This is a genomic window from Clostridium sulfidigenes, assembly GCF_000732635.1.
In the GTDB taxonomy this organism is placed as follows: Bacteria; Bacillota; Clostridia; order Clostridiales; family Clostridiaceae; genus Clostridium_J; species Clostridium_J sulfidigenes.
In genome coordinates, this window is record NZ_JPMD01000002.1 from 1 (window position 1) to 16,326 (window position 16,326).

The 16,326-nt window shown below is 29.8% G+C and carries 15 protein-coding genes; 6 read left to right on the forward strand and 9 right to left on the reverse strand.

The window, feature by feature from the left end:
• Positions 1 to 150 precede the first annotated feature (150 nt).
• Positions 151 to 2,139, forward strand: a complete 1,989-nt coding sequence (locus tag IO99_RS01915; protein ID WP_035129565.1) for a fructose-bisphosphatase class III — start codon at positions 151 to 153, stop codon at positions 2,137 to 2,139.
• Between the two features lie 205 nt (positions 2,140 to 2,344).
• Here the strand turns inward: IO99_RS01915 and IO99_RS01925 are convergent, their stop codons facing one another.
• Positions 2,345 to 2,749 (reverse strand): GNAT family N-acetyltransferase, encoded by a 405-nt coding sequence (locus tag IO99_RS01925; protein ID WP_035129569.1) that lies wholly within the window; start codon positions 2,747 to 2,749, stop codon positions 2,345 to 2,347.
• 588 nt (positions 2,750 to 3,337) lie between these two features.
• Here IO99_RS01925 and IO99_RS01930 point away from each other — a divergent pair.
• Positions 3,338 to 4,000: a hypothetical protein gene (locus IO99_RS01930; RefSeq protein WP_035129572.1), complete on the forward strand. Its 663-nt coding sequence runs from the start codon at positions 3,338 to 3,340 to the stop codon at positions 3,998 to 4,000.
• Between the two features lie 189 nt (positions 4,001 to 4,189).
• On the opposite strand, the gene IO99_RS01935 is transcribed toward IO99_RS01930, so the two are convergent.
• From IO99_RS01935 to pepT, 3 genes are all read right to left on the reverse strand, one after another.
• Positions 4,190 to 5,530, reverse strand: a complete 1,341-nt coding sequence (locus tag IO99_RS01935) for a S1C family serine protease (RefSeq protein WP_035129575.1) — start codon at positions 5,528 to 5,530, stop codon at positions 4,190 to 4,192.
• A gap of 256 nt (positions 5,531 to 5,786) precedes the next feature.
• Positions 5,787 to 6,092 carry a hypothetical protein gene (locus IO99_RS01940; protein WP_035129578.1) on the reverse strand — a complete coding sequence of 102 codons (306 nt, stop codon included), beginning with the start codon at positions 6,090 to 6,092 and terminating at the stop codon, positions 5,787 to 5,789.
• Between the two features lie 86 nt (positions 6,093 to 6,178).
• Complete coding sequence (pepT, locus tag IO99_RS01945) at positions 6,179 to 7,396, reverse strand: peptidase T (protein WP_035129581.1); 1,218 nt, start codon at positions 7,394 to 7,396, stop codon at positions 6,179 to 6,181.
• Positions 7,397 to 7,675: 279 nt separating this feature from the next.
• On the opposite strand from pepT, the gene IO99_RS01950 reads away from it, so the two are divergent.
• On the forward strand, positions 7,676 to 8,164 hold the full coding sequence (locus tag IO99_RS01950; RefSeq protein ID WP_035129583.1) for a thioredoxin family protein: 489 nt from the start codon (positions 7,676 to 7,678) through the stop codon (positions 8,162 to 8,164).
• A 99-nt stretch (positions 8,165 to 8,263) separates the two neighbouring features.
• Positions 8,264 to 8,875 carry a HutD family protein gene (locus IO99_RS18230; RefSeq protein ID WP_051823847.1) on the forward strand — a complete coding sequence of 204 codons (612 nt, stop codon included), beginning with the start codon at positions 8,264 to 8,266 and terminating at the stop codon, positions 8,873 to 8,875.
• Positions 8,876 to 8,994: 119 nt separating this feature from the next.
• Here IO99_RS18230 and IO99_RS01960 read toward each other — a convergent pair whose 3' ends face one another.
• Together IO99_RS01960 and nth are read right to left on the reverse strand one after the other, a co-directional pair.
• Positions 8,995 to 10,167, reverse strand: coding sequence for an NAD(P)-dependent malic enzyme (locus IO99_RS01960; RefSeq protein WP_035129584.1), 1,173 nt, complete (start codon positions 10,165 to 10,167; stop codon positions 8,995 to 8,997).
• 26 nt (positions 10,168 to 10,193) lie between these two features.
• Positions 10,194 to 10,835: an endonuclease III gene (nth, locus tag IO99_RS01965; RefSeq protein ID WP_035129586.1), complete on the reverse strand. Its 642-nt coding sequence runs from the start codon at positions 10,833 to 10,835 to the stop codon at positions 10,194 to 10,196.
• Positions 10,836 to 11,019: 184 nt separating this feature from the next.
• Between nth and hcp the strand changes: the two genes are divergently transcribed.
• On the forward strand, positions 11,020 to 12,678 hold the full coding sequence (gene hcp / locus IO99_RS01970; protein WP_035129588.1) for a hydroxylamine reductase: 1,659 nt from the start codon (positions 11,020 to 11,022) through the stop codon (positions 12,676 to 12,678).
• A 64-nt stretch (positions 12,679 to 12,742) separates the two neighbouring features.
• On the opposite strand, the gene IO99_RS01975 is transcribed toward hcp, so the two are convergent.
• Together IO99_RS01975 and IO99_RS01980 are read right to left on the reverse strand one after the other, a co-directional pair.
• The gene (locus tag IO99_RS01975) at positions 12,743 to 13,135 is read right to left on the reverse strand and encodes a bacteriohemerythrin (RefSeq protein WP_035129589.1); all 393 of its coding nucleotides are present in this window, start codon (positions 13,133 to 13,135) and stop codon (positions 12,743 to 12,745) included.
• Between the two features lie 160 nt (positions 13,136 to 13,295).
• Entirely contained in the window at positions 13,296 to 13,799 is a 504-nt protein-coding gene (locus IO99_RS01980) for a FliG C-terminal domain-containing protein (protein ID WP_035129591.1), read from the reverse strand.
• Between the two features lie 342 nt (positions 13,800 to 14,141).
• Here IO99_RS01980 and IO99_RS01985 point away from each other — a divergent pair, with 342 nt between their 5' ends.
• Positions 14,142 to 14,801 carry a nitrite/sulfite reductase domain-containing protein gene (locus tag IO99_RS01985; protein WP_035129593.1) on the forward strand — a complete coding sequence of 220 codons (660 nt, stop codon included), beginning with the start codon at positions 14,142 to 14,144 and terminating at the stop codon, positions 14,799 to 14,801.
• A 115-nt stretch (positions 14,802 to 14,916) separates the two neighbouring features.
• Here the strand turns inward: IO99_RS01985 and IO99_RS01990 are convergent, their stop codons facing one another.
• Positions 14,917 to 16,167 (reverse strand): serpin family protein, encoded by a 1,251-nt coding sequence (locus tag IO99_RS01990; protein WP_035129596.1) that lies wholly within the window; start codon positions 16,165 to 16,167, stop codon positions 14,917 to 14,919.
• Positions 16,168 to 16,326: the final 159 nt, after the last annotated feature.

A 16,326-nucleotide genomic window follows, 5' to 3' on the forward strand; every position in this document is an offset into this window, starting at 1 on the left:
TATAATAATTATAATATAGCATATTACATATAACTATATAGATAGTAATTTTACAAATAACTATATAGATAGCAATTTTTAATAACTATCTATAGATAACTATTTTACCTTTAACTATCTGAATAGTTATTTGCTAAGAAGGAGATAATCATGAGCGGAACTTGTGAAATAAGTGCTGATATAATTGAAAAGGATTTAAAATACCTTGAACTTCTTTCTCATAATTTTCCTACAATATCAGATGCTTGTACTGAAATTATAAATTTGGAGGCAATATTAAATTTACCTAAAGGTACGGAGCACTTTTTAACGGATCTTCATGGTGAACATGAAGCTTTCCAACATGTACTTAAAAATGCTTCAGGTGTAATAAAAAGAAAAGTTAATGATATCTTTGGTAATACCCTTAGAGAATCTGAAAAAAAAGCTTTATGCACTCTTATATATTACCCTGAACAGTATATAGATATTGCCCTTGCTAAAGAAGATGATCCTGATGATTGGTATAAGATTACCCTTAATCAATTGATTCAGGTATGTAGAAATGTATCATCTAAATATACTCGTTCTAAGGTTAGAAAAGCTCTGCCTGCAGACTTTTCCTATATTATAGAGGAGCTACTTCATGAATCTGAAGCGAGACCAAATAAACAAGATTATTTTAATGGAATATTAGATACTATTATTTCCATTGGTAGGGCTAGCGATTTTATAACTGCAATTTGTAATGTTATTCAAAGGTTGACTATAGATTCTCTTCACATAGTAGGTGATATCTATGATAGAGGTCCTGGCGCTCACATAATTATGGATATTCTATGTAATTATCATTCCTATGATATTCAATGGGGAAACCATGATATACTTTGGATGGGTGCTGCAGCCGGAAATCATAGTTGCATCTGTAATGTTATTAGAATTTGTACTAGATATGCTAATCTAGAAACCTTAGAGGATGGCTATGGTATAAACATTTTACCTCTAGCTCGTTTTGCTATGGATGTATATTCTAATGATCCATGTAAATCTTTTAAACCAAAGGTTACTAATGATTACTTCAAAGAAAAAGACTTAAAACTTATGGCTCAAATGCATAAGGCAATTTCTATTATACAGTTTAAATTAGAAGGTGAAATTATTAAAAGACACCCTGAATTTAACATGGATGATAGAAGACTTCTTGATAAAATTAATTATGAAAAAGGAACAATTGTTATAGGTGGTAAGGAATATGTATTAAATGATACTAACTTTCCTACTATAGATATTAATAATCCTTATAAATTGACAGATGAAGAAAAAGAATTAATGTCTAAGCTTCATAGCTCTTTCTTAAATAGTGAAAAACTTGAGAAACATGTTAGATGTCTTTACTCTAAGGGTAGCCTTTATTTAAAGAGCAATTCTAATCTTTTATATCATGCCTCCATTCCTTTAAATGAAGATGGCACTTTTAAGAATGTTAAGCTTGGAAACAAGGAATTCTGTGGTAAAGAATATTTAGATAGGGTAGATAGAATTACTAGAGAAGCATATTTTAATGAATGTGATAGCAAAAATGCTCATTATGCTTTAGATTACATGTGGTATTTATGGTGTGGCCCTGATTCACCTCTCTTTGGTAAAGATAAAATGGCTACCTTTGAAAGATATTTTATAAATGATAAAATTACTCATAAGGAAAATAAATGCCCTTACTTCATTCTTAGAGATAATGAAGAGGTTTGTAATAATATATTATTAGAATTTGGCCTTTCTCCTAAACATTCTCATATAATTAATGGCCACGTACCTGTTAAAACTATTAAAGGTGAAAATCCTATAAAGGCTAATGGGAAACTTTTAGTTATAGATGGGGGATTTTCTAAGGCTTACCAACCTGAGACAGGCATTGCAGGCTATACTTTAATTTATAATTCCTATGGCCTTCAATTAGTTCAGCATGAGCCTTTTGAATCAACTCAAACAGCCATTGATGAGGGGAAAGATATCATATCTACCAACTTCATTTTAGAATTTAACTCTAGAAGGCTAAAGGTTAGAGATACTGATATAGGTACGGAGCTTATAAGTCAAATTCATTACCTTCAAATGCTTTTAAATGCCTATAGAAAAGGTATAATTAAGGAAAGAAAATAAATTAATCCAAGGGAGCTTTTTGAAATAAGCTCCCTTAAATATTTTTATAGCCTTATCTTCCCAGAATCCATAACAAATTCTTTCGTCATCTAAAACTATCCCTTCCTCAATGGAGTCTTTAATCAACTCAAAAGAGTTATTGAGATAATATGAAATTTCTATATCAGCTGTATCTATCATATAATAAAATCTTTTATCACAGGTATTAAGCATTGAACCTGTAAAACCAATTGTTCTGATTATACGTAAAATCAAATTTTTTATAGAAATTATCCAGTCCATTATTTGCAATCAAACCAATAATAGCGCCATCTATACAGTTTTTGTCAATATAGTCCATTATTTTTTCCATAATTAGTGTACCAATCTTCTGTTTTTGATAGGACGGTATAACTATTATATCTTGTATATAAAAAACCGTTCCACCATCTCCAACAATTCTTCCAAATCCAATTATCTTATCTTGATCTTCTATACAAACACAGTAGATTGAGTTATTCAATCCTTTTTCTATTTTGTCATGTTGTAATACCCTCCAACCAATAGAATTTCTTAAATAAATATATTCTTCAATTGAAGGTTTCCTTTCGCTTACAATAACATTTTCCATATTTAACCCCTCCCCTACATTAAATTTCAAAAATTACTGCTACTTATTATACTAATATCAAATAACTAACATCATCCCTTTAATTGTTCCTTTCTTTCAGCTATTAGCTTTTCTATTTATTCCAAGTCTTCTAGTGTAGCTTTAATCCCCTAGCTGTACTTCTGCTCTTTAAGTTATTATCTTTCATTCTAACACCTTTATTATAATCTAATTAGATTTATTCTCCAACTATGTGTTATACAAAAGAGAAAGATGCTAGTAAGGATTTATTCCCTACTAGCTTTTAATTTTATTCTATTTTATCTTTTAAATATATACTATCTTTTTTAAACCATCTTGAATTACTTGTGAGAAGTTTACTTTCTTTTCCTCCCTTAACTTATTAAGCCATGATGGTATAATCAAAGTTTTTTATTGCTTTATTATCATATTCTTTTAATATATAAATATATAAATATGTGTTTTAATAACCTTTATTTCAAAAATAATTGATATTTGGTAAATTTTATTATATTATATAATTGCTTTAAATAAGAATTATCTAAATAAAAACAATTTACAGATTTTAAAAACAAAGGGGAATTACATATGAAAAAATTTATAAAACCTAGTATTCTTTGTATCGTTATGTTATTAAGTCTTTCATCAATTTTTTTAGGATGCAGTAAAAAAACTATTCCTATTGAACAAACTGCAAAAGCTTTTTATGACTTAGTTATTTTACAAGATAGCGCCGAATTTGAAAAACTTGGTGTGACAAATGATGAAATTAAATCTATGGCAGAAATTCAAAAAAAATCAATGAATGAAGCTACTAAAGCTGGTTTTGTACAAGCTGGTCTACCTATTACTGATGAACAGTTAGATCAAATATATAATGTTCAAATAGAAGCTTTAAGAAAATTAAAACCTACTATAGAGGTTGTTTCTAGTGATAAAGAAATATCTCAAGTTAAAATATCAACTACATATGTTAATATGGTTGAAGCAAGTACTAAAGCTGGTGATGACACTATTTCTGAAGTACAAAGCAAACAAATTTCTGATATGACTAAAGTATCAGAAATTTTCATCAAAAAAATAATTGAAAATATTAATGCATTAACTCCTTCAACTGATGTTAAATCAACTACTTTTGAATTTGAAAAAGTAAAAATGAACTTTGGTAAGAAAACTGAAGAAGTTTGGGTACCAAAAGATTCCATTTCATTTGGTAATGATTTAGCTAATATGTGTATAGGAAATAATTAATAAATTTAAATAGGCAATTTTTGTTTAAAGTAGAAAGGCTGTTGTATTTTACAATAGCCTTTTTAATTTTTTGCTTTGGTATTATATCCCATTAATCATATATTAAAAAGGCATGAAACATTGATAACTCAAGCTTCATGCCTTTTTTATAATATTATAATTAGGGGATAATTATAAGTATTAACTTTATTATTCTACTACTAAAGTAGCTTGCATTGTTTGACCCTTTCTTACGAATTCTATAGGAATGCTATCTCCATCACTGTAGGCTTCTTTTTCCTTGTTTAATTCTTCAACGGTCTTAACAGTTTTCTTACCTATTTTAGTAATTACATCTCCAGGTTGTAATCCTCCCTTTTGTGCTATACTAAAATCTTCAATACTTTGAATATATATACCTACAGGTAAATTATATTGTTTTGATAAATCTTCTGTTATATTTCTAACTGCTATACCAAACTTTATTTTTTGTTTTACTAAGGTATCTAATTTTTCAGTGGCATCATTTATTGGAATTGCAAAACCTATTCCCTCTACTCCAGTAGAGCCTATCTTAGCTGTATTTATACCTATAACTTCACCTTGAGAATTTATTAATGGTCCTCCACTATTCCCTGGATTTATAGCAGTATCTGTTTGGATAAGGTTCATTTTTTCTCCACCCTCAGTTAATGCTACTCCTCTATTAACAGCACTTATAATTCCTGTTGTTACAGAGCCTAGATATTCTTTTCCAAGTGGATTTCCTATGGCTATAACTTGTTCTCCTGCTTGAAGACTATCAGAATCTCCTAGTTCTACTTTACCTGGCATTTCAACATCATCAGTAATCTTAACAACTGCTAAATCTGCATCTTCCTGATAGTTTACAACCTTAGCACTTACTTCTTTACCTGTACTAAATATAACTTTAACTTGACTAGCATTTTTAACTACATGATAGTTTGTAAGTACATAGCCATCATCTGAAAAAATAAATCCTGAGCCAATGCCTTCTTGCTCACCCATATCAAATCCAAATACATTAGTTGAAACTGAAGTGGTTGATACACCAACTACAGCTGGGGAAACCTTTGCTACTACTTCTGGTATATTCATACTGCTTATAGGATTAATATTTGTTGTTGTTCCACCATTATTTGTTTTTGATTTAGCTTCCTTAATTGCTGATTGTATAGTGCCTCTCATAGCTCCATAAGTAACACCTGTACCAATTGCTCCTCCTAATATAGAGCATATTAGAGCTATAGCTATATAAGATTTAGCTGAACCTTTACCTTTATTCTTTTTATCTTTTTTCTTTTTTTCTTCTTCTTGCCATGATGAAGTATTAACTTCATTGAATTTTAAGTCATCATTTGTTGTATATTCTACATCTTGAATCACAGTGTAGTTTATATTGTCACTAGTATTATTGTCATTATTATCTTTATTAATACCGGTATTTTCATTTAAGTTATTATTGCTATTAATTTGATTATTATTTAATTCATTGTTATTTAATTCATTATTGTTTATATCTTTATCCATATTAAATCTTCCCCCTTATTAAAAGTTAATTTGTTTACTTTTCTTATCTATATATATTATTATCAACACTTATGTGTCAGTTAAGTGACTAAAATATGAATGAATTCTTAAATGTCCTTAAAGGATTAAAATTTGAAAATACCCTATATGTAAATATAATATTCTAAAAAACTACTAAAGCCTTATAGCTTCAGTAGTTTCCTATGTGAACCCTAAATTAACTTAGAGGAAGAATAAATTCTTCCTCTAAGAAATATTAATATAATCTTTTCTTAGCATAATCTCCGTAATCATTACCATGATCACTCATGTCTACTTCATCTATAATGGAGTCAAAGTCAACTTCACTTTCGCTTTTTATATCTTCATTTAAATCATCAAAAGCAATTTCTTCACTAGTCTCCATATTGTAACTTCTTCGACTTCTTGTCTTTGCAGCTTCTATCTCAGCTTCTCTTACATTTTCCCAAACTGAATCAGACATAGGGGTTATGCTTCTAAAATCACCAAAATAGTTATGTGTATCTGGTGGATATATTGGTCTTGATTTATCATTACTCATATTATACCGCCCTCCTCAATCACTTTACTATAGTGTGTATTAAGGAGTTAATTTTTATGTATGAGTATTATAAATGTTAGAATTTTTTATTTTTCTGCATATAAAGTTATTATCTTAACTATAGTTTCTACTGCCTTTTCCATAGAATCTACAGGAATGAACTCAAATTTTCCGTGGAAGTTATGTCCACCTGTAAATATGTTTGGTGTTGGAAGTCCCATAAAGGATAATCTTGCTCCATCAGTACCTCCTCTTATAGGAACTATAATCGGCTCGATATCAAGAGCTTTCATTGCTTCAACAGCTGTGTCTACTACATGAATTACAGGTTCTACTTTTTCTTTCATGTTGTAGTATTGATCTTTTACTGAAATTTCTATAGTGCCTGCACCATATTTTTTATTAAGAAGTTCTACTATTTCTTTAATTAAAGTTTTCTTTTCTTCAAAGGTATTTCTAAAGAAATCTCTTATGATATAAGACATAGTAGTCTTTTCTACAGTTCCTACCATATCACAAAGCATGAAGAAGCCTTCATATCCTTCTGTGTATTCTGGTCTTGCATTAACAGGTAATAATCCATTTAACTCCATAGCTATTTGCTGAGCATTTACCATTTTATTTTTAGCGCTTCCTGGATGAACATTTCTTCCGTTAATTACTATTTCAACACCAGCAGCATTGAAGTTCTCATATTCGATTTCTCCAACAGCTCCCCCATCTACAGTGTAAGCAAAGTCTGCTGCAAATTTTTCTACATCAAAGTGATCTGCTCCTTCTCCAATTTCTTCATCTGGAGTAAATCCAACTTTAATAGTCCCATGTTTTATATCTGGATTTGCAATTAAATATTCCATAGCAGTAACAATTTCTGATATACCAGCTTTGTCGTCTGCTCCTAATAAAGTAGTTCCATCTGTTGTGATAAGAGTTTTTCCTATATAGTCGTTTAATTCAGGAAAATCTTCTGGAGATAAAACTGTATTTGCATTTAATTTAATATCTCCACCTTCATAATTCACCATTTGAGGCTTAACATCTTTACCTGAATAATCCGGAGCAGTATCCATATGAGCTATGAAACCAATAGTTGGTATTTTTTTATCTGTATTAGCAGGCAATGTAGCCATTACGTAATTGTTTTCATCAATAGTAACATCACTCATGCCGATTCTTTTTAATTCTTCAAATAAAACTTCACCTAAAACTCTTTGGCTAGCAGTACTTGGAGTTGTTCCCGTAGAATCACTTGATTGTGTATCATACTTAGCATATCCTAAAAATCTTTCTATAACTTTTGACATAATATCGCCGCCTTTTTAAAATTTTATAAATATTTTATATTGTTTATCATATTTATTTTGTCCCATAACCCTAGTATATAAAACTCTAATTTTTTTTACAAGTTAATAAATTGTATATATCTACTATTTATCAATTTTATTTGTTATAATAATCATGAACAAGCTATGTCTATTCCATGCTAACATAATGTATTATATTGAATAATTTTAATTTAATACAATACATTCTAATTTATAAAAGACAAAATTTAGTTATAAGTAATTGGAGGGTAAGATAATATGTTAGATTTTAATAAAGCCTTAAGCTTTGAGGAGTATGTAGAAAAACAACATGCCAAATATGGAAATATCCAAGATAAAACCTATGCAGACACTGAACTTTCTAGTGATACTAAGGAACAAATAAAAAAACTAGATAAGGTTGTTCATGCTGCAATATTTACAGAAGGTTTTTGCCCTGATTGTATCGTAACTATTCCTTTCGTACAAAAACTTTCAGAAGAAAACCAAAACTTAAAGGTTCATTTATTTCCTAGAACGGGCTACGAAGGTTTTCTTGAAGAAGCAGTAGGCTGCAAAAGTATTCCTGCAGTAATCACTTTTACTGAAGAAATGGATCCTAAGGGTGCCTATGTAGAAATGCCTAAGGAGTTATTTAAAAAACTTCCTGTAATCTCTAATGATGAGAGAAAAGTTCTTGTTGCAGAATATAGATCCGGAAAATATAATGATTTAATAGAAAAAGACCTTTTAGATATAATACTCTAATTTTTTGATACATTTTAAAACTCATTCCTATATTTATTCATATATGGATGAGTTTTTTGTATTAATATTATATATGTTAATTATTAATGGGGTGATATTATGGGTTATAAAACAGAAATAATAACAAAGGATAAAATAAAAACTTCTAATTGGAGTGGGGGAACTACTAATGAAATATATATTTATCCTAAAGACTCTAATTACAAAGATTTAAACTTTAAATGGAGAATTAGTTCTGCCACTGTAGAGTTAGAACACTCCACCTTCACTAATCTTCCAAAAGTTTATAGATATATCACAACTTTGGAGGGTTCCATGGATCTTTGTCACAATAAAGGTCCTCTAATTCACTTAGAACCTTTTGAAGTTCATGGATTTTCTGGAGATGTAAACACCGAAAGCTTTGGTACTGTTACAGACTTTAATTTAATGATAGGACCTGGATGTGATGGGGTAATGAATGCACTAAATTTAACTGAAGGTTCTTTACTAAAACTGAATTTAAACAAAAGGAGAAATAGATACTCTTATCATAATTATATATTTTTCTCACCTAATTCAGACCTAACCCTTACAATAGATGGTAACAATATATCTCTACCTAAAAATCATACCTTAATCATAGAAAGTTGTGAAAAAGATAGCCTTTCTTCTATAGAAATTGCCTCCTCACAACCTTGCAATATCATTAGTATAGAAGTAGGCTTTTAAAAGTTATTTATTCAAATCTATGGCTCTGTTGAAAATTACAGTGATAAAATATAAATCTAATTTTTATAAAGTATGGAGCATGTACTTTAATATAGGTACATGCTCCACATTTTTAATCTTTACAGACTTGCTACGCCCATTTCTCTTGCTATTCTCATAACTTCCTCTGCTACTTTGCCCGATACTCTCTTGTCTAAGGCATTTGGGATTATGTTTTCTTCATTTAATTCTTCTTCTGGAATTAGGTTTGCTAAAGCTCTTGCTGCAGCTAACTTCATTTCATCATTTATTTCTGTTGCTCTAACTGTAAGAGCTCCCTTAAATATACCAGGGAATACTAGAACATTATTAATTTGATTAGCAAAATCTGAACGGCCTGTTGCTATTACTCTAGCCCCTCCTAATTTAGCTTCATCTGGCATTATTTCTGGAGTTGGATTAGCCATGGCAAAGATAATTGCATCTGAATTCATAGTCTTTACATCCTCTGCATTTATCATGTTAGGCCCAGATACTCCTATGAACACATCAGCTCCTACTAAAACTTCTTTTAATGAACCTGATTCTTTATTTTTATTAGTAACTTTTGCTATTTCCTCATGGGATTCAAATAAGCAGTTGCCTCCATCATAAATAGCACCCTTCTTATCACACATGATTATATTTTCTGCTCCCGCCTTTAAAAGCAATTTACAGATAGCAATTCCAGCAGAACCAGCACCGTTTATTATTATTTTAACATCTTTAATATTCTTCTTAGTTAACTTTAATGCATTATATAAACCTGATAATACAACTACTGCAGTTCCATGTTGGTCATCATGGAATACAGGAATATTTAATTCTCTTTTTAAAGTTTCTTCTATATAAAAACATTCAGGAGCCTTTATATCTTCAAGATTTATTCCTCCGAATACAGGACATATTAATTTTACAGTTTTTATTACTTCTTCTGGGTCTTCACTGTCAATACATATTGGAAAAGCATCTACTCCAGCAAATTCCTTAAATAATAATGCCTTTCCTTCCATTACTGGAATTGAGGCTTCTGCTCCTATATTTCCAAGTCCTAACACTGCTGTTCCATTTGAGACTATAGCTACAGTATTAGATTTTATTGTATAATCATAAACCTTATCTTTATCCTTAGATATTTCAATGCAAGGCTCTGCAACTCCAGGAGTATAAGCTATAGATAAGTCTTCTCTTGTATTAACAGGAATTTTACTTATAACCTCTAGTTTTCCCTTCTTCTCCTTGTGCATTTTTAAAGATTGTTCACCATATGACATAATTAAATCCTCCTAATTAAAATAATCTATTTTTTTGAAGATGCCTTATTTAAGTAATCACAATAAGGTGCTATAGGACACTGATGACACTTTGGCTTTCTAGCATCACATATTTTTCTTCCATGCCAAATAATATAATGATGTGCATCACTCCACATGTTCTTTGGTATATACTTCATAAGTTTTTCTTCAACAATTTCTACATTATCTCCAGGTGCAAAACCTGTTCTATTAGAAATTCTAAACACATGGGTATCCACAGCTATAGCAGGCACTCCAAAAGCATTAGATAAAACTACATTAGCCGTTTTCCTACCTACTCCTGGAAGGGCTATAAGTTCTTCCATAGTTCTTGGAACTTGACCATTATGTTTTTCTACAATGGATTTACATGCCCCTAATATATTTTTACTTTTATTTTTATAGAATCCACAACTATGAATCTTTTTACCTAATTCTTCTTCACTTAAAGTTAGTATAGCCTGTGGAGTATTATACTCCTTATATAATTCCTTTGTAACTATGTTAACCCTCTCATCTGTACATTGAGCAGAAAGTATAGTTGATACTAAAAGTTCAAAGGGTGTTCTAAAATCTAACCCGCAGGCAGCTCCTCTATAGGTCTCTTCTAATATTTCTAAAATTTTCTTTCGTTTTTCTTTATTCATAAAATCACCTCAATAAATTTCAATGATTGTAGTATTCCTAGTTAGTTCACTTCTATTATATCAGATTTTTATTATTTTACTTAATTAAATAAGGGTTTAATTAATATGATTTTGTTTAAAAAGAATAATATTATTTTATAAACAAATACTATATAAAACTTAATACAATAAGGAGGATTATTAAATGGATAATGCAATGTTTTGTTATCAGTGTGAACAAACTGTAGGGGGAAAGGGATGTACTAAGTTAGGTGTTTGTGGTAAAACCCCTGAAATATCAAATTTACAAGACTTATTAATTTATCAGTTAAAAGGAATCAGTTGTTATGCTAAAGATTTACTTGATAATGAGCAAGTTATAGATAAATCAGTGGTTAGTTTTGTAGAAAATGCTCTGTTTACAACTTTAACTAATGTTAACTTTGATGCAGCAAGTCACCTAAACATGCTTAAAGAATCACAAAAGATTAAAGAAAGCCTAAGAAGTAAGGCATCTACCGATAAGACGTACCCTGATCAAGCAACCTATAATTTAAGTAAAACCAAAGAAGAAATGCTTAAGGATGCCGTTAAAGCTGGCATTATGTATGATGGAGATTTAGATGCTGATATACGTTCTTTAAGACAAACTATTGTTTATGGTCTAAAGGGAGTAAGTGCCTATGGACACCAAGCTAGATTTTTAGGTTACTATGATGACCAAGTTGATAACTTCTATTTTCTAGGATTAGAATGTACAACAAATGATAACTTATCTGTGGAAGAGTTAATTAGAATGACTATGAGAACTGGTGATATGAGTGTAGCTGTGATGAAAAAACTTGATGAAGCTAATACTGAAAGTTATAAACATCCAACTCCTCATCTAGTTAATGTTAAAGTAGAAAAAGGACCTTTTATAATTGTTTCTGGTCACGATTTAAAAGATTTAGAGATGCTATTAAAACAAACTGAAGGTATGGGAATAAATATATATACCCATGGTGAAATGCTTCCTGCTCATGGTTATCCTGAACTAAAAAAATACCCTCATCTAGTAGGAAACTATGGTAGTGCATGGCAAAACCAACAAACAGAATTTGATAACATCCCTGGCTGTATACTCATGACTACTAACTGTCTTATGAGACCTAGAGAAACCTATAAGGATAGAATATTTACAACTAACGTAGTTGGATGGGATGGAGTTAGACATGTCACTCTTAAAGAAGATGGAACAAAAGACTTCTCTGAAGTCATAAATAAAGCTTTAGAATTAGGTGGATTTACTGCTTCTGAAGACAGAAAAGAAATTCTTGTAGGCTTTGGTCATAAGGCTACCTTAAGTAATGCTGGTAAAATTGTTGATGCAGTTAAAAAGGGTGAAGTGCGCCACTTCTTCTTAATAGGTGGTTGTGATGGTGCAAGACCTGGAAGAAACTACTATACAGATTTTGCAAAGATGGTTCCTGAGGATTGTATTATCCTTACCTTAGCTTGTGGAAAATATAGATTTAACAAACTTGAATTTGGTGAAGTAGCTGGATTACCAAGACTTCTTGATGTAGGTCAATGTAATGATGCTTATTCTGCAGTAAGAATTGCTACTGCTTTAGCGGATGCCTTTGAGACTGATGTGAATGGCTTACCATTATCCATTGTACTATCTTGGTATGAGCAAAAGGCTGTAGCTGATTTACTAGCTTTATTGTCCTTAGGAGTTAAAAATATATTCCTAGGACCTTCACTTCCTGCATTTATAAGTCCAAATGTACTTCAATACTTAGTAGATACCTTCCAATTAACTCCTATAAGTACACCAGAAGAGGACTTAAAAACTTGTCTTAAACAAAGAGTTAACTAATATATTAAATGGTAGCCCATAGGACTACCATTTATTTCTATACTTTTATATAGTTCACAAAAACTTACCCTTGTGCAATCAGCTTGTCTTTTTCAAGAATGTGACTTACTAACCACTGATTTACGAACTCCAATAAATCAAGAATATATTTATGTTGATTCTCATCAATTTTATTTAAGTCTATTTCCTCTAATTTTTTTATAAAGTTATCATGATCTATTTTTTGAGTAAACATTTTTTTATAATTTATACTTTCCATATAGGCTTCTTCATCTCTAAAGTGAAGAGCAGCATACCCTTTTAATTCTTCAATTAAATTTACTATTCTATCATATTTATCAATAATGAACTCATTATTTAATAACTCATAAATTTTATCAGCTATTTCAAAAAGCATTTTATGTTCATTATCAACAATCTCTATTCCTGTTTTAAATTCTTCCTTCATTTCGTACATTTAAATTACCCTCCAACTTCTCTCAATAGTACTAGTTAAATACGTTCAACATGAATTTTTGAACTATTTCACTTTAGAACTATATAATACCATATAAGTCAATATTCTTCTATAACTTCAAGTAATAAAATGGTGTATAATCTCATAACTTAAATTTTTATTACTTATTATTTATTTTCATTATTATCTTATCTTGAGCCTGAAGTATTTCATCCAACTGAACACTTCCTAACTTTCTTCTCGCCTCTACAAAATCAATATCTGGAAATATATTTTGAATATAATAAATAACCCTTGGTGAAGCCCCTAATATAGCCTTACATAGAGTATCCATATCTAATTTACACAGAACTATTTTCACTCTTTCCCTATCTATACTAATAATATCTTCAAAACTAAATAGTTTCGTAGATATTTTGTTAAATAAATATATGTCATTTTCTTGTATTGTCATCATTAATCTAGATTTTTCAACATCTTCAAGATTCCTTAGTAATTCTATTATCTGTTCTTCAACACTTAAGAGTTCTTTGTATGTTTTTTCTAGATAGTAGGATATTTCCTTCCAAAGTTCTTCTGTTACTTGTCCATTCCTAATAATTTCTTCATAATATTTGGTCCTTAGCTCCTCTGATAGCAATGACACAAAAAAAGTTAAATTCATAATAATTCCCCCATAAACCCCATTGGTATAAATAAATTTATAACTATATATTCGTACCATCTTCCTACAAATGAAATTTTAACCTGTATTTGTTTCAAATAATTAATAATTGCTAATGCACTATTTTGTGTATGCAGACAAAAACCTACAAGAGGAATTAAATTTAGTTATCTTTTAAATATTAAATAAAAATAGGGCATGGTAGTCACATGATGACCTCCATGCCTTTACAAATTTAAGTACCTTCATTATCATAACTCTTTTAAGTTCAGCAAGGTCAAGTAGATTAGTTCCTATTAAATGAGGTATAATATATTTAAAAAATATAGGAGGAAATATGTTTTGGCACATTACGGGAATCTTCAAAAAATAAGGGATGGTAAAAGAAAATATGGTATAACACCTCATATTCCTGGAGGTTTTATAACTCCAGAAAACCTTGAAAAAATAGCTAAGGTAGCTAAGAAGTATAATGGAGTTATAAAAATAACATCTGGACAAAGAATCTTAATAACTAATTTAGAGGAAAATGATCTACCTCAAATATGGGATGAACTACATATGGAACCCGCTGTTAAAACTCAAAATTCCGTTAAAAATGTAGAGATGTGTCCAGCAGGATATTGTAAAAGATCAAAATTTAATACAATTGGTATAGGTATGAAATTATCTAAAAAATATCAATGGATGGATATGCCTTGTAGAACTAAAATAGGTGTAGCGGGATGCAGAAATGCTTGTGGAAGTGTTTATAGTAAAGATGTGGGTGTTATAGCAGATATTAATGGTAAACTCATGGTAACAGCGGGTGGTTCAGCTGGATATAACCCTAGGATTGCAGATATTATAGCTAATGATTTATCAGAAGAGGACACTTTAAATTTAGTAGATTCTATATTTGATTATTATAAAGAAAATGCCCATGATGGAGAAAAATTAAGTTTTTTTATTGAAAGAATTTCAATAGAAAACTTTAAAAAAGAAGTTCTAAGTAGGTTTTAGAAATTTTTTATGATTTTAGTAAATGATGAAGAAAAGATTAAACATGTATTATAAATAAGCTAATTAAAGGCAAATAACAGGAGTTTTTATTTACTCCTGTTATCTTTTCTCTTTATTATTTTTTCACTTCTTCTAGTTTACCCATAAATAGTATGGTTCCACTTTCTTCATCTTCTATAATAAATACAAAAGGTCTATCAGCTATAAATTCTTTAGGATCATCAATTATTGGCATTGCAGTTTCCCTAACTTCAACTATAGTAGCTGCAGCTGCTTCACTTCCCTTTTCATTTACTTCTATTTTCCCTTGATGTAAAACACTACTAACGTATATATTTTCCCTTATTCCACTAAGATTAGCTGCATCACTAAAAATATCCTTCATTCCTAGGGCCACTAGAGATCCTTTTAATTCTTTAGTTCCATATTCCATTTCAAACTTCGGAAAGCTTACATTAACAGCTTCCTGCTCTTTTCCAATGGATTCTTTTATAGAATTCCACTTATTCATATCTAAATTATTTATAAAATTGTCTATACTTAAACCTTCCTTTGGTAGTACTGCATACATAGATACTTTTCCACTATCATAAGGCATTTTTATAGCTTTAAAATCATCCTTTTCTCCATAAAAGGTTTTATCATCAGCTGCAACCTTCCTCATAAAATTTATCTGTGATTTATCTCCCTTTGAATTTGTAAACTCACCTATAGTATTATTATTTGTATCAAAGGGTTCTTGCCATTGTCCCTTGAAATATATAGCATTAATTAAATACATAATAACATCACCATCAATAGGACCTTTTAGCATATCTTTAATCATGTTATTAGTAGATTTTTCAATCCAATTATTAATTTTATCCACAGATGAGGATTTAGAGAAGTCCAAGTTATCCACTTTTGCACCAAAGATATCCTTATTAATGTTTATAAATTCTTTATTTATATTCTGACCTTCTCTTATCCATATGGAGTTACTTAGATTTAACTTTACATTTTCATCTATATTCTCCAAGTAACTATGAAGAATTTTATAACTATTATTTATCTTATCATCATTCATTCCTTCATAGCCTAGTACCTTATTCATCTCTGCTTTTGTATTCTCTTTAGCTCCATTATAAGTCATAGTAAGTGCCATGGAAATGCTCAAAGGCGATATAAACACATTCTTATTATTTTCACCCTTCGAAATTTCTTTGAATATATTAAATGCAAATTTATTATTTCCTTCCACCACTTCTTTGTCCACCTCTTTAGCTGAAATTTCTTCCTTATTTTTACTAGAAAATTTCTCACATCCAATTAAAGAAGTAGCTATTATAGCTATAAGCATTAAAGAAATTATCCTTTTTAATTTCATAACCTCACCTCTAAATTTAGTTTCACTTTATATACGCTGTTAAAGTGTTATAGTGCTATTTTTTATATTATTATAAATCTAATAATCAATTGATTAAATTATTTTCTATTGTATAATGGACATGTAATGCCTTAATAATTACCTATATTTTGAAAGCAT

Coding starts and splice junctions, on each gene's coding strand:
- IO99_RS01950 (WP_035129583.1), top strand. CDS start 7,676: ATGTTAGATTTTAATAAAGCCTTAAGCTTTGAGGAGTATGTAGAAAAA.
- IO99_RS01975 (WP_035129589.1), bottom strand. CDS start 13,135: ATGTACGAAATGAAGGAAGAATTTAAAACAGGAATAGAGATTGTTGAT.
- pepT (WP_035129581.1), bottom strand. CDS start 7,396: ATGTCAAAAGTTATAGAAAGATTTTTAGGATATGCTAAGTATGATACA.
- IO99_RS01930 (WP_035129572.1), top strand. CDS start 3,338: ATGAAAAAATTTATAAAACCTAGTATTCTTTGTATCGTTATGTTATTA.
- hcp (WP_035129588.1), top strand. CDS start 11,020: ATGGATAATGCAATGTTTTGTTATCAGTGTGAACAAACTGTAGGGGGA.
- IO99_RS18230 (WP_051823847.1), top strand. CDS start 8,264: ATGGGTTATAAAACAGAAATAATAACAAAGGATAAAATAAAAACTTCT.
- IO99_RS01915 (WP_035129565.1), top strand. CDS start 151: ATGAGCGGAACTTGTGAAATAAGTGCTGATATAATTGAAAAGGATTTA.
- IO99_RS01940 (WP_035129578.1), bottom strand. CDS start 6,092: ATGAGTAATGATAAATCAAGACCAATATATCCACCAGATACACATAAC.
- IO99_RS01960 (WP_035129584.1), bottom strand. CDS start 10,167: ATGTCATATGGTGAACAATCTTTAAAAATGCACAAGGAGAAGAAGGGA.
- IO99_RS01935 (WP_035129575.1), bottom strand. CDS start 5,530: ATGGATAAAGATATAAACAATAATGAATTAAATAACAATGAATTAAAT.
- IO99_RS01925 (WP_035129569.1), bottom strand. CDS start 2,749: ATGGAAAATGTTATTGTAAGCGAAAGGAAACCTTCAATTGAAGAATAT.
- IO99_RS01990 (WP_035129596.1), bottom strand. CDS start 16,167: ATGAAATTAAAAAGGATAATTTCTTTAATGCTTATAGCTATAATAGCT.
- IO99_RS01980 (WP_035129591.1), bottom strand. CDS start 13,799: ATGAATTTAACTTTTTTTGTGTCATTGCTATCAGAGGAGCTAAGGACC.
- nth (WP_035129586.1), bottom strand. CDS start 10,835: ATGAATAAAGAAAAACGAAAGAAAATTTTAGAAATATTAGAAGAGACC.